19 protein-coding genes are annotated in these 25,441 nt (G+C 66.8%); 8 read left to right on the plus strand and 11 right to left on the minus strand.

Going from position 1 to position 25,441, the window contains the following annotated elements; genetic code table 11:
* Window positions 1–359: 359 nt before the first annotated feature.
* The 3 genes from FFS49_RS07365 to FFS49_RS07370 all read right to left on the minus strand — a co-directional run bounded on the left by FFS49_RS07365 (window position 360) and on the right by FFS49_RS07370 (window position 3,826).
* Window positions 360–2,057 (minus strand): M4 family metallopeptidase, encoded by a 1,698-nt coding sequence (locus FFS49_RS07365; protein WP_105817090.1) that lies wholly within the window; start codon window positions 2,055–2,057, stop codon window positions 360–362.
* Window positions 2,058–2,399: 342 nt separating this feature from the next.
* Complete coding sequence (locus FFS49_RS42910) at window positions 2,400–2,534, minus strand: hypothetical protein (RefSeq protein ID WP_258181724.1); 135 nt, start codon at window positions 2,532–2,534, stop codon at window positions 2,400–2,402.
* Between the two features lie 35 nt (window positions 2,535–2,569).
* Window positions 2,570–3,826 carry an MFS transporter gene (locus FFS49_RS07370; RefSeq protein ID WP_224755654.1) on the minus strand — a complete coding sequence of 419 codons (1,257 nt, stop codon included), beginning with the start codon at window positions 3,824–3,826 and terminating at the stop codon, window positions 2,570–2,572.
* A 362-nt stretch (window positions 3,827–4,188) separates the two neighbouring features.
* On the opposite strand from FFS49_RS07370, the gene FFS49_RS07375 reads away from it, so the two are divergent.
* Window positions 4,189–4,719 (plus strand): toxin, encoded by a 531-nt coding sequence (locus tag FFS49_RS07375; RefSeq protein ID WP_105817091.1) that lies wholly within the window; start codon window positions 4,189–4,191, stop codon window positions 4,717–4,719.
* 18 nt (window positions 4,720–4,737) lie between these two features.
* On the opposite strand, the gene FFS49_RS07380 is transcribed toward FFS49_RS07375, so the two are convergent.
* The gene (locus FFS49_RS07380; protein WP_105817092.1) at window positions 4,738–5,487 is read right to left on the minus strand and encodes an SDR family oxidoreductase; all 750 of its coding nucleotides are present in this window, start codon (window positions 5,485–5,487) and stop codon (window positions 4,738–4,740) included.
* 348 nt (window positions 5,488–5,835) lie between these two features.
* Window positions 5,836–9,450 (minus strand): YadA-like family protein, encoded by a 3,615-nt coding sequence (locus FFS49_RS07390; RefSeq protein ID WP_105817093.1) that lies wholly within the window; start codon window positions 9,448–9,450, stop codon window positions 5,836–5,838.
* Between the two features lie 1,132 nt (window positions 9,451–10,582).
* Here FFS49_RS07390 and FFS49_RS07395 point away from each other — a divergent pair.
* Window positions 10,583–11,389: a response regulator gene (locus FFS49_RS07395; RefSeq protein ID WP_105817159.1), complete on the plus strand. Its 807-nt coding sequence runs from the start codon at window positions 10,583–10,585 to the stop codon at window positions 11,387–11,389.
* A gap of 21 nt (window positions 11,390–11,410) precedes the next feature.
* On the opposite strand, the gene FFS49_RS07400 is transcribed toward FFS49_RS07395, so the two are convergent.
* Window positions 11,411–13,603: a TonB-dependent siderophore receptor gene (locus tag FFS49_RS07400; RefSeq protein WP_105817094.1), complete on the minus strand. Its 2,193-nt coding sequence runs from the start codon at window positions 13,601–13,603 to the stop codon at window positions 11,411–11,413.
* Between the two features lie 313 nt (window positions 13,604–13,916).
* Between FFS49_RS07400 and FFS49_RS07405 the strand changes: the two genes are divergently transcribed.
* Window positions 13,917–14,255 (plus strand): alginate lyase family protein, encoded by a 339-nt coding sequence (locus tag FFS49_RS07405; protein ID WP_224755655.1) that lies wholly within the window; start codon window positions 13,917–13,919, stop codon window positions 14,253–14,255.
* A 16-nt stretch (window positions 14,256–14,271) separates the two neighbouring features.
* Here the strand turns inward: FFS49_RS07405 and FFS49_RS07410 are convergent, their stop codons facing one another.
* A complete protein-coding gene (locus FFS49_RS07410) occupies window positions 14,272–15,312 on the minus strand; it encodes an AraC family transcriptional regulator (RefSeq protein WP_105817095.1) in 1,041 nt (346 codons plus the stop codon).
* Between the two features lie 353 nt (window positions 15,313–15,665).
* On the opposite strand from FFS49_RS07410, the gene FFS49_RS07415 reads away from it, so the two are divergent.
* The 5 genes from FFS49_RS07415 to FFS49_RS07435 all read left to right on the plus strand — a co-directional run bounded on the left by FFS49_RS07415 (window position 15,666) and on the right by FFS49_RS07435 (window position 20,577).
* Window positions 15,666–16,913 (plus strand): dienelactone hydrolase family protein, encoded by a 1,248-nt coding sequence (locus FFS49_RS07415; protein WP_105817096.1) that lies wholly within the window; start codon window positions 15,666–15,668, stop codon window positions 16,911–16,913.
* A 40-nt stretch (window positions 16,914–16,953) separates the two neighbouring features.
* Window positions 16,954–17,742 carry an SDR family oxidoreductase gene (locus FFS49_RS07420; RefSeq protein ID WP_105817097.1) on the plus strand — a complete coding sequence of 263 codons (789 nt, stop codon included), beginning with the start codon at window positions 16,954–16,956 and terminating at the stop codon, window positions 17,740–17,742.
* A 70-nt stretch (window positions 17,743–17,812) separates the two neighbouring features.
* Complete coding sequence (locus FFS49_RS07425) at window positions 17,813–19,051, plus strand: styrene monooxygenase/indole monooxygenase family protein (protein ID WP_105817098.1); 1,239 nt, start codon at window positions 17,813–17,815, stop codon at window positions 19,049–19,051.
* A 5-nt stretch (window positions 19,052–19,056) separates the two neighbouring features.
* Entirely contained in the window at window positions 19,057–19,584 is a 528-nt protein-coding gene (locus FFS49_RS07430; protein WP_105817099.1) for a flavin reductase family protein, read from the plus strand.
* Between the two features lie 36 nt (window positions 19,585–19,620).
* A complete protein-coding gene (locus tag FFS49_RS07435) occupies window positions 19,621–20,577 on the plus strand; it encodes a transporter (RefSeq protein WP_105817100.1) in 957 nt (318 codons plus the stop codon).
* Between the two features lie 140 nt (window positions 20,578–20,717).
* Here the strand turns inward: FFS49_RS07435 and FFS49_RS07440 are convergent, their stop codons facing one another.
* The 4 genes from FFS49_RS07440 to FFS49_RS07455 form a co-directional block, all read right to left on the minus strand.
* The gene (locus tag FFS49_RS07440; protein WP_171026733.1) at window positions 20,718–21,206 is read right to left on the minus strand and encodes an SRPBCC domain-containing protein; all 489 of its coding nucleotides are present in this window, start codon (window positions 21,204–21,206) and stop codon (window positions 20,718–20,720) included.
* Window positions 21,207–21,387: 181 nt separating this feature from the next.
* The gene (locus FFS49_RS07445) at window positions 21,388–23,331 is read right to left on the minus strand and encodes a heavy metal translocating P-type ATPase (RefSeq protein ID WP_105817102.1); all 1,944 of its coding nucleotides are present in this window, start codon (window positions 23,329–23,331) and stop codon (window positions 21,388–21,390) included.
* Window positions 23,328–24,371, minus strand: coding sequence for an SPFH domain-containing protein (locus FFS49_RS07450; RefSeq protein WP_105817103.1), 1,044 nt, complete (start codon window positions 24,369–24,371; stop codon window positions 23,328–23,330). The genes FFS49_RS07445 and FFS49_RS07450 overlap by 4 nt, the downstream gene beginning before the upstream one ends.
* Entirely contained in the window at window positions 24,368–25,411 is a 1,044-nt protein-coding gene (locus tag FFS49_RS07455) for a protease modulator HflC (RefSeq protein WP_105817160.1), read from the minus strand. Before FFS49_RS07455 ends, FFS49_RS07450 begins: the two co-directional genes overlap by 4 nt.
* Window positions 25,412–25,441: the final 30 nt, after the last annotated feature.

A 25,441-nucleotide genomic window follows, 5' to 3' on the forward strand; every position in this document is an offset into this window, starting at 1 on the left:
ATCAGGCGCGCCCCCGAGATATCGGCATGCGATGAATAAACTGAACGCCGCACGGCCGGGCGCAAACGATTGCCGGCAGATATTTTTTCCGGGAAAAAGCGCCGGCACGACGCGGGACGGGATAGCGGGGGTGCGGGCGATGGCTGGCCTGCCTGATGCGGGGTGCAGGCGACGGGTAATGCTGCGGGTGCAATGAAAGCCGGACTTCAAAAAAACGACCGCCTGCAATCGCAGGCGGTCGATCAACCTCTGCCCTTCATTCGCCCGGGCATCGTGCGGCTTCGACTGGTTCGCACTACTCCGAAGCGCAGGGTCCGCCACGCGACCCTCGGGCATTCGACGCACTCACACGAGCGCCATCAATTCACCCCGACCGCACTCCACGCGCGAGCGACCGCTGCGCTTTCGGGCGAGTTCGTGCCATACAGGTCGTTCGCTGCCTGGATCGATGCACGGCGTGCGTTCGGGTAGCTGGAGTTGGCGTTCAGATACACGGTCAGCGTCCGGTACCAGATCTTGCCGGCCTTCTCGCGACCCACGCCGCTGAAGGTCGTGTCGCCGTTGCAGACCAGCTGCGCCTTCGTCAGGCCGGTATCGGTCGACGGCACCGTCGGGCCTTCCGCGAGCAGGTAGAACAGGCGGTTGCCGACGCCCGACGTGAAATGCGGATCGTGGCGCGGATTCGACCACGAGAATCCGCCGGACGGGTAACAGCTGAACGACCGGCCGTCGAGATCCTGCTTGTACATCTTGCGCAGGCCGCCGCTCACCACGCGCGCACCGATCACGTAGTTGCCGGGATCGTTCGGGTTGTTGGCGTAGTACTTCACGAGCGTGCCGAAGATGTCGGACGTCGACTCGTTCAGGCCGCCCGCGTCGCCCGAGTAGTTCAGGTTGGCCGTGGCCTCGGTCACGCCGTGACTCATTTCGTGGCCGGCGACATCGACCGACACGACCGGTTTCGGCAGGCTGGTGCCGGGTTGGCCGTCACCGTACACCATCACGTGCGAATCCAGCCACGCCGCATTCGCGCCGGTCGTGCCGCTGCCCGTGTTGAATACGACGTGCGCGTAGCTCTTCACGCCGCGGCCGTCATTGAAGATGCCGTTGCGGTTGTGCGTGGTCTTGTAGTAGTCCCAAGTCAGTGCGAGACCATAGTCGATGTCGGCGGCGACAGTCTGCCGGTCGGTGGTCGTATTGTTGCCCCACACGTTCGTGCTGCTCGTGAAGATCGGCAGGTCGGTCGCCTGCTCGACGTCGTCCGAGGTCAGCCCGCGGCCGTCGTAGACCGAGCCTGAGCCGCGGCTCGGATCGAGCATCCGGTACGCGTTCGTGCCCGTCTGGTCCGTGGTGAGCGTCAGGTTGCCGTAGTACAACGAACGGCCGGTGCCGGTCGCGGCGGCCGTCTTGATCAGGTCCTGTGCATCGAGCACGGTGCCGGTGCGCGCATCGACGTAGTACAGCACCGCGTCGCCGTGCACATCGGTCGCCTTGCCGTAAACGCGCACCGCGTAGGCCAGCGTCGGCGTGACGTCGCGTGCGAACACGACGAGTTCCGCATCACCGACGCGGCGCACGTCGGAGTCGAAACGCGCGGCTGCGATGCGCTTGACCCGGGCAGCGCCGATGTCGGGTGCGTTGCGTACCACGGCGCGGTTGCCGACCTTGCCGATCGTGCCGGCGAGATTGATCGGCGCGAGCTGCGTCACGCTCGCCTGCTTCAACTGCCCCTTGCTCGAATGGACGACCACGTCGCCGCCGATCACGGGCAGGCCCGCGTAGAAGCGGTCGAAACGCACGTGCTCGGTGCCGTCGGGGTCGACGATCACGTCGCGCACCTGGAACTGATCGCCGTCCGCCGGCGCGCTCGCCTGCGGCCCGGCGAACTTCAACGTGCGTGCTGCGCCGCCGGCTGCGAGACTGAAGGCGGACGGGTTCTGCTGGATCAGTTGCAGTGCCTTGTCGACCGCAGCCGACTGGTCACCGGCCTGGGCAAAAGCACTGAGACTCGCGACGGTAATCGCGGAGATGGACAGCAGACGAGACAGTTTCTTCATGTAATCCCCCGGGTTATAAGTGGGTGATGTTCGAGGAATGCATCAAGTACAAACTTTGATTTAAGACATGTCACGAACCGCAGAGGGATGCTAGAAGGTCATTTTTATAATTACAAGATATTTTCTGACAGTTTAATTTTTTCTGTCATCGCTGTTAATCGAGTCATGGTTTGGTGAGAAATTCGAAATGATCTTGTCGGCAGCGATGGCGGGATCGACAAGCCTGCATCGGTGGAATGTGCCGGAGAGGCCCGTGACGCCTGGGCGAGGCGGTGCGCGGCATGGGTCGCGCGGGACGAATGAAGTGAAGTCGGGGTGAGGCGCCCGATACTATTTGCTTTATTAAATATTTATTTTGATTGTTGCCATTCCCGATACTCCAATGAAACCTTTAATGGCTGTTCGATTCTCGCTTTCGATGGCGGCGCCGCTGAATTCGTAGCGAAAGCCTTCAGAGCGACGCACGAGGTCATGCATTCTACGAATCGTTCGCTCGAGCGGCGCGACGCAAGCTATCGCGTGGGGCCGCTGGACGATCCGTCGACGTCCGCCGCCTGGCCGGCCCTCACCTTGAACCGCACCACCAGCCACGTCAGTGCGCCCAGCACGAACACGGCGAGCGTCCACGTGCCGCCATGGTGCTGCAGCACCGCGGCGGTCGCCGCGATGCCCGCCAGACCTTGCTGCAGGAAACCGCACAAGGCCATCGCATGCGCGCCGTGTTCGTGCGCATCGCTGACGGCGGTCGCCATGCTGTTCGGAAACAGCACCGCCTGGCCGAAAATCGCGAGGCAATACAGCGCGATGAAGATCCACAGGCCGCTGAAATGAGCCAGCAGGCCACCCAGCGATGACGCCAGCATCGACGTGGTTGCGAGCGCAACCAGCGCGGCGCCGGCATGCATCAACCGCACGCCGCCGAGCCGCTTCACGAGGCGATTGACCAGCATCGCGCCGCTGAAATAGGCGACACCGAGCAACAGGCCGATACTGCCGAAGCTCGTCACGGCCAGCCTGAAATGCTCCTGGAACACGAACGGACTCACTTCCTGCAAGGTCACGGTCGTTGCGAACCCCAACCCGCCCGCGCAAGCCGGCCAAAGGAAACCCGGGCGACGCAGCAGGATCCAGTAAGTGCCGGCCATGCCCGACGTGGCCGCGGTGCGGCTTCCCGCCTTCAGCGGCAACGCATACGACAGGGCGATCGCCAGCGCGGCGATGACGGCCATCAGTACGAAACCGGTTTGCCAATGGCTGTATCGGCCGATGAGCCCGCCTGCGAACTGGCCGCCGCCCAGCGCGGTGATGAAGGCGATCGACAATACCGACAGCCGTCGCGCCAGTTCGTCGCCGCGCCAGTTGTCGCGGACGATGATTCTGGCGATGATCGCCGCGCCGCCGCCGCCGATGCCCTGGAGCGCGCGCAACACGAGCAGCGCCGGCGCGACCGTGCAGAGGGCGAGCAGCAGGCTGCTGGCAACGAACAGCAGCAGCGAGATCAGCAACGGGCCGCGCCTGCCCCAGCGTTCCGCGGCAGCGCCCCAGAACGGTACCGGCAATGCTGCGCCGATCACATACGCGGAAATGGAGAATTCGGCGCCGCCTTGCGTCATCGTCAATTCGCGCATGACGACGGGCAGCGACGGCAGGTACACCGTCGTCGCCATTTGCGCCATGAAGACGATCAGGCAGGCCAGCGCCATCAGCGGCGCAGTCGACGCGGCCGGTTCGCACGGTGCGCCGGTGGCAAGAACGGGTTTGTCGCTCATGCGCGGCCCCGATCCGATCGAGACACGCGCTCGGCCTTTACCCATCCGCGCACCCATCGCGGGATCCCGTCACATGCGCCGCCCGCATGCATGCTCTCCCGCCACCCGAGTTCGGTCGCCATCGTTTCTCTCTTTCGGTCTTGTCGACGTTCGTCGCGGCCCTATGCTGTCCGCCCCTCGCGCGAGATTGTATAAAAGGCGCGGCGCGCCTGCATGAGGTGCCACGACTGTCGTGACCGTTGCAAGGACGAGCATTGGGAAACAAACGGTGTGCCGGCGGCTTCGAACCGATCGAAGATGCAGCGCCGTTTCGGGGCGTGAGGCACAATGCACGACTTCAACATTCAACCGCGATCGAATCCATGCGCGTCGTCGTCGTTGGAACCAGCGGAGCGGGGAAATCCACTTTTTCCAGCGCACTGGCGGCAGCAGCCGGCTGCCCGTACATCGAGCTGGATCGGCTCTACTGGGGCCCCGGCTGGACAGCCGTGCCGCCGGAACAGTTCGAGAGCGCCGTGCTGGCCGCGACGGCCGGCGACCGATGGGTCGCCGACGGGAACTACAGCGCCGTGCGCGACGCGCTCTGGTCGAGAGCCACGCACGTGATCTGGCTGAACTTCGGGCGACGGACAGTGTTCTCCCGGGTGCTCTGGCGCACGTTGAGCCGAGGGCTCATGCGCACCGAGCTTTCGCACGGAAACCGTGAATCGCTGCGGATGGCATTCTCCCGGGAGTCGGTGCTGCTGTGGTCATACACCACGTTCGCCAGGAATCGTGTCAAGTTCGCCGGCCTGCGTGACGACCCGAAATTCGCGCATCTGCACTGGGTTGAAATCACCAGCCCGTCGCGCACCCGCTCGGTCATCGACACGCTGGCCCGCGCCAGCGGTTGAGCTTGCGCCAACGGCGCATCACTTCACGGCCGCATTGCCGCCGTCGGCGAACAGGGCCGAGCCGGTAACGAAACTGGCCATCGGGCTCGCCAGGAACAGCGCCGCGGATGCGATCTCGTCGGGGCGCGCGATACGCTTCATCGCGTGGAGCCCCGCCGCCCACTCCTTCTGGTCACGGTCTCCCCCCATCGCGGTATCCACACCGCCCGGCAACAGCGCATTCGCCCGAATCCCGCGTGCCGCATAGTCCGCGGTAATGCCCTTCACCAATCCCATCAAGCCGGCCTTGGACGCGCCATATGCGGCCATGCCGGGAAGCCCGACACTGGTTCCGACGAAGCTGGACGTGAAGACGATCGAACCGCCTCCGCGTTCGAGCATCACGGGAATCTGGCTGCTTGCACCCAGGAAGGCCGCCGTCAGGTTGGTAGACAGCGTCTGCTGCCAATCGTCGAGCGAAATCTCGGCGAGCGGTTTGAGCGGCCCGACCGTTCCGGCGTTGTTGATCGCGACGTCGAGACCGCCGAACTCGCGCAGCGCCGTTGCCACGAGCCTTCGATGCGTATCGGCGTGACCGACGTCGCCCGCGCATGCGCGCGCCTGCCCGCCCTGAAGACGGATCGCGTCGGCCACCTGATTCAGTGCGGCTTCGCTTCGCGCGCCCAATACGACTGATGCACCGTGCGCCGCGAACATCAGCGCGATCGCTCGGCCGATGCCGCTGGAGGCACCGGTGACGATGGCGACTTTCCCTTCGAGCAAGGTCATGGTTTTCACATCCCGTGAGTGAGGTTCATCACGGCAATGTAGGCGGCCGTGCGCTGACAGGCACTCCGTTTCTTGCTCTTGAAGTCCTGCGTAGCGGCAGGCGGGCGGTACGGATCGGCGATGTCGCGCTCTGCAACGATCTGCACTGGACGGAAATCACCCGGCCTTCGCACACCCGCGCGGTCATCGACAGGCTGACTCGCGCCGGCGACTGAGCGCGGCGCGACGCATCAAACGTCGATGGCCCGAGGGTGAAAAAAACCACCCCGGGCCACGGATTTCCCGCCAGTGCCGGGCATCACGACCGATGCCCGGCCCCACCGTTCAATCGATACTGCGCGGACGACGTCAGAACTGGTAACCCGCGCCCACCACCGCGCCGAAGTCCGAGCGCGCGTTGCCCGTCACCGACGCCTTGACGACCCAGCGGTTGCTTTCCGTCACGTACGAGTACCCGGCGGCGAAACCCTGCTGGCCGTGATAGTTCGACGTCGCCGCCGAAACCATCGAGCGGCCCGCGCCCGTCGGTTGCGGCAGGCCGGCCACGGCCATCGCCGATGCCACGCCGCCGTACATGTCCTTCTTCAGGTCGTTGAACGAGTTGTACACCTGGCCGATGCGCTGGTCGGTGTAGCCCTTCGCCTGATTCGACGCGGCCGACAGGTTGTCGTTCAACTGCTGCACGTTCACCGCGTCGGTGGGCGCCGTGCCGGCTGCGACGTTCGTGACCTGGCGCTCGCTGCCCTTCGCGCCGACCGAGAACGAATTGTCGCGATCGGCAACCGAGCCCTGGCCGACCGCCACCGCGTTCTTGCCGGTTGCGGTTGCCGTCGACCCGATCGAACCCGCATCGGCACGTGCGATCCACGACGTGTTCGCATCGGTCACCGCCGCACGGATCTGGTCGTTGGCCGCGACGTTCTTCAGCGCATTGTTGAACTGGCCCATGTTGACCGCGTCGTTGTTGTTGACGCCCGCCGCGACGCCGGTCAGCACGCGGTCGCCCGACGTGCCGGAGAAGTTCACGCTGGTGCCGCCGGTGTCCTTCCCGACCGAAATTGCGCCGTTCGGATCCTGCTGCTGCACGAGGCCGGCCTTGCCGTTCGCGATGTTGGTCACGTTCCCCTGCAGGTTCGTGATGTCGGTCGTGTTCTTCGCAACCTGCTGGTTGGTCGCGTTGAGCTGCGAACCGTTCACCGCGTCCGTGCTGGTTGCGCTGAGCGTGCCTGCCTGCACGTTGGTGATGCGCGTGCCGCCGGCGCCGCCGAGCGTGATCGAGCTCTTCGAGCTGTCGTCGTACTGCACCGCGAGCGCGCCGAGCTGGTTGAGACTCGACTGCACGCCCTTCAGCTGCTTCACGTTCACCGCGTCCGTATCGTCGGTACCCGCCGCGACGTTCTTCAGCACGACGGCCGCATTCGTGTCGCCGCCGATCAGCGATACCGAATTCAGCCGGTTGCCGTTCGGGTCGACGTCGTACTTGACGACGTTCTTCACGGCCTCGCCCGCCTGGTTGGACACCTGCGTGATCTGCTGTTCGAGCGACGACTTCACGCCCGACAACTGGCCGCCGTTCACCGCGTCCGTGCTGCCCGCGGCGATGTTGCCGTCGGCCACGTTCGTCAGCTTCGTCGGTGCGCCGCCGCGCGCCGCGTTGTAGGCGCCGGCCTTCGGGTCGAACTGGAGCGCGTCCTGTTGCAGCCCGGCGATCGCGGCCGTGTTGCCGGCGATGCTCGCTTCGGCGTTGCCGATGCGCGTTTCGTGATTCTCGAGCGTCGTCGTGTTGCTGCCGACGCGGCCGTCGAGGTTCGTGAGCGCATCGCCGACGTTGTTGAACGAACCGCCGCCGACTTTATAGGCCGGCGCGCTGATCGAGCCGTCCGGATTCGCCGTCGCACCGCCGCCCAGCGCGGCCGCCGTGCCGTCGGTCGAGCGGCGCAGTTGCGCGCCGTTCACCGCGTCCGTGCTGCCGGCCGCCACGTTGCCTTCCGCGACGTTGGTCAGGTGCACCGGGCTCCCGCCGTTACCCGCGCCGAGCGAAACCTGCTTCTTGCTCGCGTCGTCGTACTTCACCGCGAGCGCGTCGAGCTGGCTCGTGCCGTCCTGAATCGCCGCGTTCAACTGGTCGACGTTGACGGCATCCGTGCCGTTCTTGCCGGCCGCGACGTTGCCGATGCGTTGCGGGCCGTTGCCGCCATGGCTCGCATCGTAGGTGCCGAGAGTCGCGTTCCACTGGAGTGCGTCCTGCTGGAGCGCGGCGATGTTGCCCGTGTTCGTCGTCACCTGGTTGCCGAGCGTCGTGACGCTGTTGCCGACATTCGTGATCGACTGGTTCAGCGTGTCGGTCGCCTTGCCGAGCTGGCCGACGTTCACCGCGTCGCTCGCGGCAACACCGTCCGCGACGTTGTGCAGTGCGACCGGCGACTGCGCGCCCTTGCCGCCGAGCGTCACGCCGCTGTGCGCATCATCGTCGTACTGCACGGCGTTCTTCGTTGCGTCGCCGATCTGGTTCGTGATCGACGTGCTCAGGTTGCCCAGCGTCGTGCTGATGTTGTTCGTCACGCTCGTGCTGAGCGACGCCAGGCCACCGTTCAGTTGCCCGACGTTCACTGCATCGGTATTCGCGACACCGGCTGCGACGTTGTGCAGCGTCGTGCCGTTCGTGCCGGCGAACGTCACCGAGTCGAAGCCGCTCTGACCGTCGTACTTCACGTTGCGCGTGTCGGCCGCCTGCAGGTTGCTGATATTGGTGGTTGCCGTGCTCAGCGACGTGTTGATGCCGGTAACGCTGGTCTGCAGGTTCGTGATGTTCGACGCCGCCGTCGAAATGGACGTCTGCAGCGGTGCGATGCTGCCCTTCAACTGGCCGACGTTGACCGCATCGGTGTCGGCGACGCCAGCCGCGACGCCGTTGATCGTCGTGCCGTTGGCGCCGTCGAGTGCGATCGCCGCATGCGAATCGTCGGTGTATTTCACGACGTTCTTCGTAGCGGTCACGATGCTGGTGCTGAGGCTGTTGCCGACGCTGGTCAAGCGCTGGTCGACATTCGAGATCGTGGTCGACAGCGAATTGCCGACCGACGTCACGCGCGCATCGACCGTGGCGATGCTCGTGCTGAGCGTGCCGTTCACGTTCTTCAGCTGCTGGACGTTGACGGCGTCCGTATCGGCCGCGCCTGCCGCGACGTTCTTGAGCTGGCGCTCCTTGCCGATCGAGCCGAACGACACCGCGCCGCCAACCGGCGCGGCCGTGCCGCCGAATACCGGCGTGCCGCCATTGTTCGCACCGATGCTGCCCGACCCGATCGCCACCTGGTTGTTGTCGTTCGTCTGCGCGCCTGCGCCGATCGCCACGGATTGCGTGCCGCCGGCGCGCGTCTGGGTGGCTGCGTCATACGACGCGCCGGCCGACACGCCGTCGCTCGACGTCGGGTTGGCGCCGCCGATCGCAACCGAACGATCGCCGCTGGCGAGCGCCGAGTGACCCAGCGCGATGGAGCTCGTGCCGTGCGCATCGGCGACGTTGCCGAGCGCCATCGAGAAATCACCGACCGCGGCTGACTGGCGACCGATGGCGAGCGCCGTGTTGCCTTGCGCGACGGCTACCGTGCCAATGGCCGTGGCCGAGTTCGCCAGCGCCTGCGAACCGACGCCGATCGCGATCGCACCGCCGCTGCTGGTGCCGCCATTGCTGCTCGCATTCGACTGGTCGCCGATCGCGATCCCGCTGGTGCCTGCCTTGGCATTCGTGCCCATCTTGACGTTTGCCGTGCTCACTGCCACGTAACTCCCGCTCTTGGTCGCGACGCACAGCGGGTTCGTCCCGTCGATGCACTGGCCGTTCAGCGCGTTGTCCGGGTTGCCGCGGTCGACGAAATTGTCCGCATGCACGGCACCCGAGATCAGGACACCTGCACCCGTGAACATGGCGGCGGCAAGCGCCGAAATCTGCTTCCTCTTCATGGTCTTCTGCTCCGTTTTGTAGCGTTTGGTTTGAATACGGACTACTTACTTTTGTTGAAGACTTCACCTGCGATTGCGATTGCGACTTCAGTGCGGAACCCGATTCCCGTGCGTGGCCCGAGCGTGCCGAAGGCGACACGCATCGTTCGCCCGTGGCGACGGGACGTTCGAAAGCGCGGGCACGCCGTTCGCGCGACGGCCCGTTCCGTTAATTCATGTAGTGCATTAGGAATGCATATCGTTTTATATGGGCGAATTCACCCAGCGACTGAATCAGGAGATTCAATCCGACGTCATGGACACCCCGTATTTGATGCCGCGCCGACCGCGACCAACCCCGCTTCTTTTATTTCATCCACGGCAACCGGATTTGCGCTTGCGCGCAACGGACATGCGCCCGGAGTGACATCAACTGATGCCTCGGACCCGAATCGCACAACGTCCGTCACAACCTGCCGTGCCTTGTGTTGCTCGGTGCAACCCTTCACTCAAAGTTCGGACGAATTATGAGACACGATTTAAAATTATTGAAGGCGACATTCTTTATAGATTGTAAAATTCAATATATTCAACGAGTTGCGATAAAAACGTACATCTCGCAAACGATTTCGCACCAGCGAAATTAATTGAGATGTTTTACCGGGAGGATAAAACCTTTGCCGAAACGGATTGAAGAAAAATTCCTCACGAGGTTTTTCCAAAAAAACGCAGAACTGCGCGACTGCACGTGGCGGCACAAATGAAAATGGCGGAAATGGACAGGCATCGGCGTGCCGTACCGCAAACAAAAATCGCGATATACGATGAAGTATCCGAAAAACGGCATGAAGCAAATAGAGTCAATGCGTCTGGCGAGAATTGAAATATGCCCCTACAATTCGGCTCGCATCGATACCGGCGGGCGCGCACCTTTCAGCGCGCGACGACGACAACGCTCGGCGCCTTTGCCGGGTCAGTGATCAAAACCCGCCATGCCGGGCATTACGCCGACCGGTTGTCCGTCGTGTCGTCGGGCGAAATCCGACTATCGATACGCTTGTACGTCGCCGTGGAGCAGCTTCCGACGATTGATCCGAACCGGGCCGGCCACCCGCAGGAACGCAGCCAGCAGCCATTCCAGAACAGGTGCACGATGCATCCATCGACCTCCGCATTGGGCGGCGCCCATATCCTGATCGTCGACGATCAGCCCGACCAGCTTCGCTTGCTGATCGACATCCTGCGCGGCACGGGGTGCCGGATCAGCATTGCATCCGACGGGCTGCAGGCGTGCCAGCGTGCACAGGCGCTGATGCCCGACCTGATCCTGATGGATGTCCGCATGCCGCGCATGGACGGCTTCACCGCGTGCCGGCTGCTTGCCGCCGATCCGCTGACGTGCGCGATTCCGGTGATCTTCCTGACCGTGGCCGGCGCCTTGCACGAGCGCCTCGAGGGGTTCGACATCGGCTGCGTCGACTACGTGGTGAAGCCGTTCGAGCCCGCCGAAGTGCTCGCGCGGATTCGCGTACAGCTCGCGCGGGAGAAGCTCGAGCGGCCCGTCGACGCGGACAGCCCGTTCGTGGCCGGCAAGGACGACGACATCATCGTGCGCGCGGCCATCCGCCACCTGGCACGAACGCTGAACGATCCGCCGACGGTGGAGCAGCTCGCCCGCGCGGTCGGCACGCATGAAAAACGGCTGTCGCGCGCGTTTCGCGACAATCTCGGCCAGACGGTGTTCGAGTATCTGCGCCAAGAGCGGCTGCGGATCGCGCAGGACTTGCTGGATTCGACGTCGCTCAGCATTGCCAGCATCGCGAAGGAAATCGGTTTTTCCACACCGGCGAATTTCGCGACCGCATTCCGCGAGCGTTTCGGCCTCACGCCGACCGAGTGGCGGCGCCAGCGCCACGCCGGCGAACGCGCCGCGCGCCGGGAGCCGCAACGCGACGCGTAGGGCCGTTCCGCGCGTTCGCGATTACCAGTTGTATTTCGCGGTGGCCAGCACGGTCCGCTCGTTGCCGAACACGCAGACGGTATACGACGTGCAGCCGCTGACATAGCGCCGGTCGAACAGGTTCGCGACGTTCAGCGCGAACCGCCAGTGCGGCATCTCGTAGTGCAGCGCCAGGTCGTACAACGTCACGCTCGGCACGGTCAGCGAGTTGTCGGGCGCGCCGGCCGACGCGCTCTGGTAGCGCACGCCGCCGCCGATCCCGAGGCCGGACAGCGCGTCCGTACGCCAGGTCCAGTCGGCCCACATCGACGCCATCTGCCGCGGCAGCGGCACGGCCACCGGCCAGTTGTTCAACGACGCGTCGTTCGCCTGCACGTTCTTGACGTCCTGGTACACATACGACGCGACGACCGACAACTCGCGGGTGACCTTGCCGACCGCGCTCAGCTCGATCCCGCGCGAACGCACCTTGCCGGTCTGCACGGACGTCGTGCCGGTCGGGTCGAGACTCACCGGTGTCGGCGTCGCGACGTTGGTCTGGTCGATCTGGTAGACGGCCGCACTCAGCAGCAGGTTCCTGCCGGGCGGCTGCCAGCGCAGCCCGGCTTCCGTCTGCTTGCCGCGCGTCGGCTTGGGCATGCCGCCGCCATACATCCTGACGCCGATGACGGGATCGAACGACGTCGAATAGCTCACGTACGGCGACAGCCCGGCGTCGCCCTGATAGGTGAGCCCGACGCGCCCGGAAAACGCACTGACGTCCTGCTGCGCCTGCGTGCCGGCCGTCCGGTTGTCGAACCGCGCATTCACGAAATCCTCGCGGCCGCCGAGCGTCAGCGTCCAGCGCTTCCAGCGGATCTGGTCCTGCGCATACACGCCGAACACGTTCATCGCCGTGTACTGGTCGACGTGGCCGAGCGACGTCGGGCCGGAGAAAATCGCGTCCGTGACGGGCCGGTAGACGGGGTGATACAGGTTGAGCGACGGCGCCAGCGCGAGCCACACGCTGTTGGTCGTCGTCTGCCGGTCATATTGCGCGCCGAGCAGCAGCGTATGTTCGAGCGGCCCCGTGCCGAAGCGCGCCTGCGCGTGGTTGTCGATGTCGAACCGGCTGTAGTTGAGCTGGAACAGGCCCGCATAACGCATCATGGTGGTGGTGCTGCGGGGCACGAAGCCGATACCGAACACCGTCGCGTCGTCGAGCGACAGGTGCGACCAGCGCACGTCCTGGTGCAGCGACCAGATCGCATTCACGCGGTGCTCCAGCGCATAGCCGAGCGACCACTGCTTCTTCCGGTAGTCGTTGAACCCGGGGGTGCCCATGTAGATGTCCTGCGACAGCCGGCCGTTCGGGTTCGGCAGCACCGTGCCCGACGCGGGCAGGAAGTTCGACGAAATGTCGCTGCTGTCCTGCAGGAAGGTCGCCGAGAGCGTCAGCGACGTATCGGCGTTCGGCCGCCATCGGAACGACGGCGCCAGCGCGACGCGCCGGTCGCCGTTCGGGCCGGTGACCGCGTTGCCGTCGCGCGCCACGCCGACGAAGCGGTACGCATAGCGGCCGTCCGGATCGAGCGCATCGCCGACGTCGAGCATGAACTGCTTGCGCGCGTCGTTGCCGAGCTGCACGCCGGCTTCGCGGACGCGCTCGCCGTCGGCAAGCTTGGTGTGCGCATCGACGATCGCGCCGGGTTCGCCCGCGCCGTACAGCACCGACGTCGGCCCGCGCAGCACGGCGATCGAGTCGATCGTGTACGGGTCGACGCGCCAGTTCGCGATCACGGCCGTATTCGGCGCGGCCACGCCGTCGACGTACAGCGTCGGCGTGAAGCCGCGCAGCGCCGCATACCAGTCGGTGCGGCTGTCGGCGCCGAACGTGGCAAATCCCGGCACGTAGCGCAGCGCCTGGTTCAGGTCGGTCGCGCCGGTCATCTCGATCTGCTGCGCGGTCACGAGATTGATCGTCTGCGGGATCTCGGCCACCGGCGTGTCGGTCTTCGTGCCGGCCGTGGTGCGCAGCCCGACGAGCCCGCTCGACGCGCGGTTGCCCTTCCCCGTCACGTCGATTGCCGGCAGCACGGCCGCCGCCGCGCCGGCCGGCGGCGTGGTGGCCGCCCCCGTTGCCTGCGCGTGTGCGCCGCCTGCCGCCGCCATGACCCACGCGCTCCCGGCAGCGACCGCCCTCGCGCGTCGCGCCGCACCCGTCCCCGTTACCATCGTTCCATGCTCCGTCGTGCTGGTGGCCGATTCGGCCCGATCGCGGCGCGACGCACCGCCGGCGTCCGCCCTGTGTTGTCATGCTTGGGATGCTGGTTGCGCGTGAGTCGGCATGCGCCGGCCAATGGCGTCGTTCACGAGCGCAGCGATGATACCGGGCGAACGTGGCGCAGTCTCAAAAAAGATGCGCCGGCGTTCGGTGCGTGAAAAGCGGAGCCGGTTCGGCACCGGTCCGAGCGGCTTTCGCCAGGCAAGGCAAGGGGGATGAAAGACGGGGACGCCAGACTGCGGGCGCCATTGGAGCGGCCGCGGGTTGCACGGCCACACGTTCGCACCGCTTCCGCTCGTGTTTGCGGCGGAGCTCGTGCAGCGGCGCCACATCGATCTCTACCGGGAAAACGACGGCGCGATCGGCCGCCTCGCGAATCTCGTCGTCAATGCGGTGGAGAACCCCGCAAGCTCCACGGCCATCACGCCGGTCAGGCAGGAACTGTTCCCGTGGACGTTGCACAATGAACCGAGCTGGGTCAAGCCCTGCTACGCGCGCTTTCACGATAGCCGCCTGCCGGCGATCGTCGCGCCGCGCCGCCCGTTCGGTGAATGGCGGCTCGGTGTCGACGTGACGGCGGTCCGGGGAGCGCCGCTGCCGTAGACGATCCACGCGCGGGCTACAGCGTAGGTCGCCAGGCCCGCCCGCGCCGCATCCTGAGTGTCGCCGACGGCGATTCGCCGAACGCCCGCTTGTACTCGATCGCGAACCGCCCGAGGTGCGCGAAGCCCCATTTCATCGCGATGTCCGTCACAGACGCATGCCCCGGCGCCGCATCGTCCAGCAGTTCGTCGCGCACATGTTGCAGCCGCAACTGCCGCACGAAGCCCATCGGCGTGATCCCGTGGCAATGGCGGAAGCCCGCGAACAGCGTGCTCGGGCTGACGCCGGCGAGTTCGGCGAGCCGTTCGATCGTCAGCGGCTCGTCGAGATGCGCGCGGATGTAGTCCTCGACGCGCCGCACGTAAAACGGCGCAATCGCCACCGGCAGATGCCGCGTGCCGTTGCGCGCGCTGTTCGGGTGGCCGTGCAGCAGCAGGTTGAGCAGCGTCGATTCGAGCTGCTCGAACGCGAGCGGATGACGCAGCGGATGCGCATCCGTCGCGATCGCGCCGGCGAGGATCGGCAGCATCTGCGCGAGACACGTGCCCTGTGACGACGACAGGCTGAATTCCGGCTCGAATTCGACCGGCGCGCGCCGGTCGTCGCCGAAATGCCGCTGCGCGTGGCGCTCCATCACTTCGCGCTCGATGCGCAGGATGACTTGCGGACACGCGTCGCCCCAGCGCATCTTCAGCGACAGCGTCGGCGAGATCAGCGACGCGGTGCCCGGCGACGACACGAACCGCGCCGAGCCGCACTCGATCTCCGCATCGCCGCGCAGCGGGATCTGCAACAGGAAAAAGTGCTCGAGCGGCCCGGGCTCGATGCTGACGCCGCCGCCATAATCGAGCAGGTTCAACGACAGGTTGCCCCAGCGCGCGTGATGCATGCAGCTGTGCAGCGCGCGCGATTCGCCGGTCGGCGTGAGCCGGTGCGGCTTGAAGACGTCGGCGACGCGTGCGCGCACCTCGTCGACGTCGTTCGACTGCAGCAGCAGGTTGTCGTGATTGAAACAGGCCGTATCCGGCAGCCAGCCCGTTCCGGAAAATTGCGCCATCGATGATCTCCCGTCATGCTCGGTTGCACTCGCGTCGTGCATGCGTTCCCGGTATGGGGGCATTCGCCGCACGATCCGGATAGCGCCCGGAGTATCCGGACAGTCCGGCCGCCAAAGCACGCAAGTCCCGCGCAAACAACGCAAGAAGCGGACCGTTCGCGCATCGTAGAAAACTGTGCGGGCGTTCCGCATCCGCACATACCCGCAGTCAGCCGCGCGCCCGCCCACGCGCGGCGGCCGGTTTCCCAGGTTTCCGGAATTCGCGGATACCGGCCGAAGAAAGCGGATAGAAGTGCCCATTTCGTCCGCCAATACTGGGCCCGTCGCAGCAAAAAACTGGAATGGAGGGACACATGCAAGGACGTCACATCGAGATTCCGTCGCCGGACGGCGGCACGTTTCGCGCATACCTGAGCACGCCGGCCGCCGGCAAAGGGCCCGGCATCGTGCTGTGCCACGAGATCTTCGGCGCGAACGCGACGATGCGGGAAGCGGCCGATTACTACGCGGAGGAAGGCTATACGGTGCTCGTGCCCGACCTGTTCTGGCGCCAGACGCCGGGGATCGAACTCGGTTACACGGCCGCCGACATGGAGCGCGCGATGGCCCTTTATCAGGAATACGACGAGAACAAGGGCGTCGAGGACATCGGCGCCGCGCTCGCGGTGCTCACGCAGTTGCCGGAATGCACGGGCGAAGCCGGCGTGCTCGGTTACTGCCTCGGCGGCAAGCTCGCGTATCTCGCCGCATGCCGGCTGCCGGGCGTGGCCGCGGCGGTCAGCTACTACGGCGTGGGCATCGAGCAGGCGCTCGACGAGGCGTCGCACCTGCACGGCCGGCTCGTACTGCAGATCGCGGGGCAGGACCGCTTCTGCCCGCCCGACGCGCAGCAGCGCATTGCCGACGCGCTGGCCGGGCGCGACGGCGTCGACGTGTATGTGTATCCCGGTGTCGATCACGCGTTCGCGCGCGCTGGCGGCGATCATTTCGACAAGGCCGCCGCGATCATGGCCCATCAGCGCGCGATCGCCGCGTTCCGTGCCGCGCTCGGCCCGCACTACGATCTGTCCACATTGTGGGAAGCGCATCTGAAACACGAATTCGACACGCGCAACGTCGATGCCACGATGGCGACGATGGTTGCCGAACCGTACGTCAACCATGTTCCGACGCTGACGGGCGGCGTTGGCCATGACGAGCTCAAGCGCTTCTACACGCATCATTTCGTGCATGCGAATCCGCCGGACACGACGATCACGCCGATCTCGCGCACGGTCGGCGCGAGCCAGATCGTCGACGAGCTGCTGTTCTGCTTCACGCACACCACCGAGATCGACTGGATGCTGCCGGGCGTCGCGCCGACCGGCAAGCGCGTCGAGATTCCGCTCGTCGCGATCGTCAAGTTTCGCGGCGACAAGCTCTATCACGAGCACATCTACTGGGACCAGGCGAGCGTGCTCGTGCAGATCGGCCTGCTCGATCCGGCCGGCCTGCCGGTCGCGGGTGTCGAAACGGCCCGCAAGCTGCTCGACGAAACCGTGCCGTCGAACGGCCTGATGCGCCGTTGGCAGGACAGCAAACCATCGTCGGGTGCGCATTGACGCGGCCCTTCCCTCACCCCACGATTTCCGGAGAGACCCCATGACTGCCCTTGCTGGCAAAGTCGCGATCGTCACCGGCGGCGCCACGCTGATCGGCGCCGCGGTCGCGCAGGACCTGAGCCGCGCCGGTGCGTGCGTCGCGATCCTCGATCTCGATGCCGGGAACGGCGCGCGCGTGGCCGATTCGCTCGGCGAACGGGCGATGTTCGTCGCGCTCGACATCACCGACGATCGCGCGATCGAGCACGCGGTATCGGCCATCGTCCAGCGGTTCGGCGCGATCGACGTGCTCGTCAACCTCGCGTGCAGCTACGTCGACAACGGGATCCAGGCGACCCGCAACGACTGGCTCGCCGCGATGGACGTCAACGTCGTGTCGGCGGCGATGCTCGCCAAGGCGGTGCATCCGCACCTGGTCCGGCGCGGCGGCGGCGCGATCGTGAACTTCAGCTCGATCTCGGCCCAGTGCGCGCAAACCGGCCGCTGGCTGTACCCCACGTCGAAGGCGGCGATCCGCCAGCTCACGCGCAGCATGGCGATGGATCTCGCGCCCGACCGCATTCGCGTCAACTCGGTGTCGCCGGGCTGGACGTGGTCGCGCGTGATGGACGAGCTGACGCACGGCGATCGCGCGAAGACCGATCGCGTCGCCGCGCCGTTCCACCTGCTCGGCCGGGTCGGCGATCCGTCGGAGGTCGCGCAGGTCGTGACGTTCCTGTGCAGCGACGCGGCGAGCTTCGTGACGGGCGCCGACTACGCGGTGGATGGCGGCTATTCCGCGATGGGCCCCGAACAGGCGGCGCCGGCCATTCCGCGTCTCGCGGAGTGACCGTTCCTCACCGCCGCTTCCCGCAATCATTTCGATTCCGGCCGGCATCCGGCCAACCAAGGACATACCCATGAGACGCATCGCCATCGTCGGCGCCGGCCAGTCCGGCCTGCAACTCGCCTTCGCCCTGCTCGACCAGGGCTACCACGTCACGCTCGCGACCAACCGCGACGCCGAACAGATCCGCACCGGCAAGGTCATGTCGAGCCAGTGCATGTTCCACACGTCGTTGCAGATCGAGCGCGACCTCGGCCTGAACGCCTGGGAGGAAGCGTGTCCGTCCGTCGAAGGGATCGGCATCGCGGTGCCGCATCCGGACGGCAACGGCCGCAAGGTGATCGACTGGTCGTCGCGGCTGACCCGCTATGCGCAGTCGGTCGACCAGCGCGTGAAGATGGCCGACTGGCTCGACGGCGTGAAGCGCCGGGGCGCGGACGTGCGCATTGCCGACGTCGGCGTGCCCGAACTCGAGGAACTGGCGCGCAGCCACGACCTCGTGCTGCTTGCGGCCGGCAAGGGCGAGATCGTCAACCTGCTCGGCCGCGACGACGCACGCAGCGCGTTCGACCGCCCGCAACGCGCGCTGGCCCTCACCTACGTGAAAGCGATGACGCCGAGCCAGCCGTATTCGCGCGTGCGCTTCAACCTGCTGCCGGGCATCGGCGAGTACTTCGTGTTCCCCGCGCTGACCACGACGGGCCCGTGCGAAATCATGGTGTTCGAAGGCATTCCGGGCGGCCCGCTCGACTGCTGGGCCGACGTGAAGACGCCGGAGCAGCATCTGGACCGCAGCCTGTCGTTCCTGCAGCAGTACGTGCCGTGGGAATTCGAACGCTGCCGCGACGTCGAGCTCACCGATCCGAACGGCACGCTGGCCGGGCGCTTCGCGCCGACGGTGCGCAAGCCGTTCTTCCGGTTGCCGTCGGGCCGCACGGTGTTCGGAATGGCCGATGCGGTGGTCGTCAACGATCCGATCACCGGCCAGGGATCGAACAACGCCGCGAAATGCGCGAAAGCGTATTTCGATGCGATCGTCGCGCGCGACGCCGCACCGTTCGGCGAAGACTGGATGCAGCAGACGTTCGAAGGCTACTGGGCGTATGCGCAGCACGTCGTGCGCTGGACCAACTCGCTGCTCACGCCGCCACCGCCGCACATCCTCGAGCTGCTCGGCGCGGCCGGCCAGTTGCCGTCGCTCGCCGCGACGATCGTCGACGGCTTCGACGATCCGCGCCGCTTCTCGCCGTGGTGGTTCGAGCCGTCGGCCTGCGCGGCGATGATCCGCGAACACAGCGCACGCACGGAGTAACCGGGATGGAAACGACCGCTACCGATCGCCCGGCCCTCGACCCGCTGCAGTTGCGCGCCGCGTTCGGGCAATTTCCGACCGGCGTGACCGTGATCACCACGTGCGCGACCGACGGACGCAAGGTGGGCCTCACCGCCAATTCGTTCTCGTCGCTGTCGCTCGATCCCCCGCTCGTGCTGTGGAGCCTGCGCAAGGTCGCGCCGAGCCGCCCGGATTTCGTCGCGGCCACCCATTTCGCGATCAACATCCTCGCGCACGACCAGATCGACCTGTCGCGCCGCTTCGCGACGCCCAGCGCCGACAAGTTCGACGGCGTGCTTCACGTGGATTCGGAAACCGGCGGCGTGCCCTGCCTCGACGGTGCAAGCGCGCGCTTCGTGTGTCGCAACGTCGGCCATTACGAAGGCGGCGATCACCTGCTCTTCATCGGCCGGATCGAACAGTTCGACACGTTCGGAAAAGCGCCGCTCGTGTTCCATGCCGGCCAGTATCGCGCGATCGCCGATCATCCCGATCTTTTTCGTGTCGTTTGATTAGTTATACCAATAAATCAACAGGAGGTGGTGAACATGAAATTCGGCTCTCGCGTGCTCGTCGTCGCAGGCCTCACGATCGCCGGCATGGCCGCAGGTGCGCCGGCCGGCGCAGCCGACCTGCCGGCGATCAACCTCGGCATGACCAGCTTCCTCGACGGGATGCCGCCGGCCGGCTCCGGCTGGTACGGCACCCAGTACCTGCAGTACTACACGGCCGGCCGCGTCAACGACAATGCGGGCAACAAGGTCGGGCTGCCGAAGCAGGACATCGACCTGTTCGCGGGGCTGAGCCAGCTCGTCTATCAGTCGCCGCTGACGTACGCGGGCATGCATCCCGGCCTCGACGTGATCCTGCCGTGGATCGCGTCCGCGCGAACCGACGACGGGATCGGCAACGTCGCGCTGAATGCGCGCGCCGGCTTCGGCGACCTGCTGATCGGCCCGTTCATCCAGTTCGACCCGGTGATGGGCGCGCAAGGCCCGCGCTTCGCGCAGCGCGTGGAATTTCAGTTCATCGCGCCGACCGGCGCGTACGACCCGTCACGCGCGATCAATCCCGGCAGCCATGTCTGGTCGTTCGATCCGTACTGGGCAGCGACGCTGTGGCTCACGCCCAAATGGACCGTGTCGTGGCGGCTGCATTATCTGTGGAACGCGACCAACCACCAGCCGGCCACGTCGCTCGGGCCGGACGTGACGTCGACGCAGGCCGGCCAGGCGATCCACGCGAACTTCGCGACCGAGTACGAAGTGCGCCCCGGCCTGCGGCTCGGGCTCAACGGCTACTGGCTGCGCCAGACCACCGACATGAAGGAAAACGGGCAGGACGTGCCGGGCACGCGCGAGGCCGTGTTCGCGATCGGCCCGGGGGCGATGGTCAGCTTCTCGCAGCAGGATCATCTGATGTTCAACGCGTACTTCGAGACCTATGCGCGGAACCGGCCGCAAGGCACGCGGATGGTGCTGCGGTATGTGCATCACTTTCAGTGACGGGGACGGGGTGTCGTTGAGCGACACCCACGTTCGCGCATCGGCAACATCATCGAAAGCGGTCAATGACCCATGCCCTACCATGCGACAAACGGTGACGGTCCTTCCTCACGGCTGGTATCGACCGAATCGGATTGCGCTCACAACCCCGCTGCCGACTCCACTCGTCGCTTAAGTGCAGTATTCATGGCCTGAAACTGCGCTTGCGTGTCTCGCACGATACCTTCCGTCAACCGCCCGGCAAGCACCCCCGTGAAGCGCTCCGACTGCACGACAAGCGTATGGCTCCCCACCGACGACAGGTGAATACAATGCTCGCCGTCGAAGATCCCCCGGATCCATACGCTACCGCGCCAGCAAAGGCCACTTCCCGGCTGCACAACCAGGACCGTCGGCGTGAACGTCATTGCGTCGGGCCCCGTACCCATGACAATCCGCACCTTCGTTCCCTCCTTGAATTCGCCGTCGACGCGCGTAATGAACGGATTCCAGTCCGCGTATGCCGCGCCATCCGCGACAACGTTCCAGACGTCGGCGCGCGGGCAGTCGACAACGAGCTCGGCCTGCGCGCGCCCGGTTCCATGACAGGCAGCCAGCACCCCGGCAACGCCGAGCACGATGCAACCCATACTCCTGGATATGATCCTTCGGACAGTCATGGCGACCCCTGCGGCTATGTAGTTTCGTCACACTGCGACGTGAGGGTGCAATTGCCCACGTTCGAATGAATGCTGTCGACCGTGTCGGCTGACTCGCAAATAACCTCCGCATGATGACGGGTGTCGTTTAAACGATCGCCCCCTCCACCGCTCACGCGCCGTGAACGTCCTCGTCGATCCGCAGCAGCCGCCCCGCGTTCGCGATCACGATGAACGTGCCGACGTTGTGCAGGATCGCCGCCCACACCGCGCCGAGCATCCCGGTCGCGGCGAGCGCGATCACCGCGAGCGTCCACGCGAGACCGATCGCCGCATTGGTCGTCGCCGTGCGCCGGCATTGGCGGCCGAGGCGGATGCAGGTCGGAATCCGGCGCAGATCGTCGCCCAGCAGCACGACGTCGGCCGACGCGATCGCGATGTCGACGCCGCGCTCGCCCATTGCGATGCTCGTCGAGCCGGCCTTGATCGCCAGCACGTCGTTCAGCCCGTCGCCGACGACGAGCGGATGCAGGCCCGCGCCAATCTCGCGCATCACGTAATCGAGCTTGTCGTGCGGCAGTGCCTGCGCGACCACCGTCTCGATGCCCGTGTCGGCCGCGACCTTGCTGGCCACGCGCTCGAGGTCACCGGTCAACAGGGTCTGCCGCGCAAGGCCCAGCGTCCGCAGTTCGGCTAGCGCGTCGCCTGCATCGGGCCGCAAGGTATCCGCGAAACCGAACCACGCGAGCAGCCGCCCGTCGAGCACGAGGCCGACGATCGGCCCGTCGAATCCCTCGGGGGGTGACGGCAGATCTCCGACATGGTCGGCGAGCAGCGCGGGCCGGCCGAGTGCCGCCGTGCCGTCCGGCGTGTCGGCGACGACGCCGAGCCCGCGCAATTCCCGCGTGCGCTCGAACGGCGCAACGGCAGCGCTGGTCAGGCCGGACGCGGCGGCATCGCGAACGAGCGCGCGGCTCGCCGGATGCGCGCTGCTTGCGCCGAGACGCGCGGCCAGCGCACGCGCCTGCGCACCGTCGACGCCGGGCTGCAGCCACACCTGCCGGACCTGCAATTCCCCGCGGGTGAGCGTGCCCGTCTTGTCGATGACGAGCGAATCGACCTCGGCGATCTTGTCGAGAAATGCGGCATTACGAAACAGGATGCCGTGCCGCGCGCCGACCGCGATCCCGGCAATGGCCGTGGACGGCGCGGCGAGCACCAGCGCGCACGGGCACGCGGCAACGATGACCGCGAGCATCGCCGACGCATTCGCGGACGTGAACCAGACGATCGCCGCGATCAGCAGGACGAGCGCGAGATACGCGCCCATGTGCCGCTCGAGCACCTGCGTGACGGGCGGTTTCGCCTGTTCCGCATGCTGCATCAGCGCAATGATCTTGCCGAGCGTCGAATCCTTGCCGGTGTGCGTGACGTCGATGCGCAGCACGCCATCGAGATTCAATGCGCCGCCGTACACGGTGCTGCCCGCATCGACGTCGTGCGGCACGGATTCGCCGGTGATCGGCCCGTTGTCGACGCTCGACGTACCCGCCACCACCACGCCGTCGACCGGAATGCGCGCGCCGGCCACCACTTCGATGCGATCGCCCGCACGCAGCGCGTCATACGCGACTTCGACCACACTGCCGTCGGTGCCGATACGTCGCACGCGGCCTGCCGTCAGCCGGCCGAGCGCGCGGATCGCCTCCTGCGAGCCGAGCACGCTGCGCTCTTCCAGTGCATGGCCGAAGGTCATCACGATCGGCAGCAGCGCGGCCGTCGTCATGTCGCCGATCGCCCACGCGGCCAGCATCGCGAGCGCGATCAGGCGGTCGGTCACGCCGTGCAGGCTCGGCGCGCGCAGGCTGTGCCACGCACTCGCAAACACGGGCCCCGCGACGATCAGCGACGCGAGCGCGGCGAGCAGTTGCGCGAGCGTGTCGCCGCCGGCCGACAGCATGCGCCATGCGAACGACAGCACGAGCAGGCCGCCCGCGAGCAGCGCCAGCGCGATCTGCCGCGTGATCGTGCGGCGTTCGTCGGTGGACAGCGCGTAGGCCGTCGCTCCGGCGGGCGCGGCGTCCGATTGGGTGGCCGGTTCGGCGAGCGAATTCATCGGGCGTTTCCGGGCAGGATCAGGTTGGAGGTGTCGTGCGGATCGATCGTCGTCACGCGCCCGGCTTTCGACAGCACGCGCTGCACGCGATCGCGATACAGCCGCGCCAGCAGCCCCGGATCGCCGTTCTCGCGGAGCGTCGCGTCGAGCTGCCGGATTTCCAGCGTGTCGGTCTGCGCGGTCGCGACGCGCTCGGCCGCGTGGGCCTGCGCGTCCTGGACGATGCGATCGGCGTCCTGCTGCGCATCCTGGCGCCGCTGTTCGGCGGCGGTCCGGGCTTGCGCGATGGTCCGCTCGGCGACCTGCAGCGACGTCAGCACCGCGTTGAACGCATCGGCGGCCGCACCCGGAAACGCGGGCTGCACGTCGACGCGCGCGACTTCGACGCCGAGCCCCGCGTGCGCCGCGTCGAGGGCGCGCAGGTGCCGCGCGATCGCATCGGCGAGATCGCCGCGCAACCGTTCGCGACGCGCGGCCATCTGACGGTCGGCGGCCAGTTGCTCGGGGCGCGCGACCAGGATCGCGTCGAGATCGCGGGCCGCCGCAACCTCGACGGCCGACGCGGACACGATCCGTTCGAGCGCCGCGTCGAGACGGTCCCGCTGCAGCACGTACGCGTACGGATCGCTGACCCGGTAGTAGAGCACCGCGCTCAACGCGACCGCGCCGCCGTCGCCGGTCAGCACGTAGCCGGAACCGGCGAGCGCATCGGGCAGCCGCGCGACGCCCTGCGCGGGCAGCGCAAGCGCGCGCGGATCGCGGTCGAGCGAGCGGATCCGCTGCTCGAGCACGCGCGCGGCGCCCGGCACGAGCAGGACCGATTCGAACGGCTGCGGCCATGCGATCACGAGTCCGGCGTCCTGGGTGCGCACGAGTACGCCGAAACGCATCACGACCGCGCGGCTGTCCGCCGGAATCCGCCGGATGTTCGAGCCGGCCCACGCGCATGCGGCGAGCACCGCGAGCGCGGCGACGAACCAGAACGACAGGCGCACGGCCTGCGCGCCCGGCCCGAGCGGCGGTGCGGACGGCTCGCTCATCGCGCGGCCCTGTGCGCCTTCGGCGCCGGCGGTGCCTGCGCCGCCGTGTCGGCGGGGCCCTGCACGAGCACGCGGAACGGTGCGGCGTCGGTGCGCAGGATCAGGTTCGTATTGGTGCCGACCACCGCGTTCAGCGTGTCGAGCGAACGCAGCATCGTGTACAGGTGCGGGTTGCCCGCATAGCTCTTGCCGTAGATGTCGGCCGCGTCCTTGCGCGATTGCGCTTCGATGCCGGCCGCCTTCACGTTCGCATCGGCCAGCGCGATGCGCGCGTCGCGCTCGGCGTCCGAGCGGATCTGTGCGGCCTCGCGATTGCCGTCGGCGGTACGCTGCGCGGCCACGGTCTCGCGTTCGGCGCTCATCCGGTCGACCGTCGCGGCGAGCGTGACGGCCGGCAGCGTGAGCCGTTCGAGCCCCACCTGGGCGACGCGCACGCCGTACGCCGCATAGAGCTGCGCGTCGATCTGCCGGCGCAGTGCATCTTCGAATTCGCCGATCTTCACCTGGGCCGGATCGGTGTTCACGAGCGACGCGAGATCGTACCCGGCGGACGTCGTCTGCAGCGCGGAGCCGACGAGCGAGCGGATCTGCCGCGCGGCTTCGTCCGGCTCGTTGCCGACCGCGCGCATGAAGCGCCCGATGTCGCGCCCATCGGCCGGCACGCGCCATGCGACGTACGCCTCGACGATGATGCGCAGCCCGTCGCGGGTGCCGACGTCCTGCAGGCCGCTCGACGTGGTGTGCAGGCGCAGGTCGACGGGCGTCACCGCATCGATCGGCGCGGGCAGGCGCCACGCGAGCCCGGGTTCGAGCAACACCCGCACGGGCCGCCCGAAGCGCGTGACCACCGACGCCTCGCCGGCACGCACCTGCACGAAGCTCGCGACCGCGAGCGCGACGAGCACGCACAGCACCGCGACGGCCACGCGCAGGCGAAACGCGCCGGGCGGCTGCGGCGCACCGTGGTGCGCGTGATGAGGGTGGCCGTGGCCATGGCCGTGGTGCGCATGGTCATGCGCGTGCGAATGAAACAGACTCACGTTGTCGCCCCGGGTGCGGCGTCGTCCGCG

This window comes from Burkholderia sp. 4NA327C6 (assembly GCF_005502655.1).
Classification (GTDB): domain Bacteria; phylum Pseudomonadota; class Gammaproteobacteria; order Burkholderiales; family Burkholderiaceae; genus Burkholderia; species Burkholderia contaminans.

Excerpts from the sequence above, each read along its gene's own strand:
- FFS49_RS07410 (WP_105817095.1), bottom strand. The coding sequence starts at position 15,312 with ATGGCGCAATTTTCCGGAACGGGCTGGCTGCCGGATACGGCCTGTTTC.
- FFS49_RS07400 (WP_105817094.1), bottom strand. The coding sequence starts at position 13,603 with ATGGTAACGGGGACGGGTGCGGCGCGACGCGCGAGGGCGGTCGCTGCC.
- FFS49_RS07370 (WP_224755654.1), bottom strand. The coding sequence starts at position 3,826 with ATGAGCGACAAACCCGTTCTTGCCACCGGCGCACCGTGCGAACCGGCC.
- FFS49_RS07420 (WP_105817097.1), top strand. The coding sequence starts at position 16,954 with ATGACTGCCCTTGCTGGCAAAGTCGCGATCGTCACCGGCGGCGCCACG.
- FFS49_RS07445 (WP_105817102.1), bottom strand. The coding sequence starts at position 23,331 with ATGAATTCGCTCGCCGAACCGGCCACCCAATCGGACGCCGCGCCCGCC.
- FFS49_RS07440 (WP_171026733.1), bottom strand. The coding sequence starts at position 21,206 with ATGGGTTGCATCGTGCTCGGCGTTGCCGGGGTGCTGGCTGCCTGTCAT.
- FFS49_RS07435 (WP_105817100.1), top strand. The coding sequence starts at position 19,621 with ATGAAATTCGGCTCTCGCGTGCTCGTCGTCGCAGGCCTCACGATCGCC.
- FFS49_RS07380 (WP_105817092.1), bottom strand. The coding sequence starts at position 5,487 with ATGACCTTGCTCGAAGGGAAAGTCGCCATCGTCACCGGTGCCTCCAGC.
- FFS49_RS07415 (WP_105817096.1), top strand. The coding sequence starts at position 15,666 with ATGCAAGGACGTCACATCGAGATTCCGTCGCCGGACGGCGGCACGTTT.
- FFS49_RS42910 (WP_258181724.1), bottom strand. The coding sequence starts at position 2,534 with ATGCATGACCTCGTGCGTCGCTCTGAAGGCTTTCGCTACGAATTCAGC.
- FFS49_RS07430 (WP_105817099.1), top strand. The coding sequence starts at position 19,057 with ATGGAAACGACCGCTACCGATCGCCCGGCCCTCGACCCGCTGCAGTTG.
- FFS49_RS07450 (WP_105817103.1), bottom strand. The coding sequence starts at position 24,371 with ATGAGCGAGCCGTCCGCACCGCCGCTCGGGCCGGGCGCGCAGGCCGTG.
- FFS49_RS07425 (WP_105817098.1), top strand. The coding sequence starts at position 17,813 with ATGAGACGCATCGCCATCGTCGGCGCCGGCCAGTCCGGCCTGCAACTC.
- FFS49_RS07365 (WP_105817090.1), bottom strand. The coding sequence starts at position 2,057 with ATGAAGAAACTGTCTCGTCTGCTGTCCATCTCCGCGATTACCGTCGCG.
- FFS49_RS07375 (WP_105817091.1), top strand. The coding sequence starts at position 4,189 with ATGCGCGTCGTCGTCGTTGGAACCAGCGGAGCGGGGAAATCCACTTTT.
- FFS49_RS07390 (WP_105817093.1), bottom strand. The coding sequence starts at position 9,450 with ATGAAGAGGAAGCAGATTTCGGCGCTTGCCGCCGCCATGTTCACGGGT.
- FFS49_RS07395 (WP_105817159.1), top strand. The coding sequence starts at position 10,583 with ATGCATCCATCGACCTCCGCATTGGGCGGCGCCCATATCCTGATCGTC.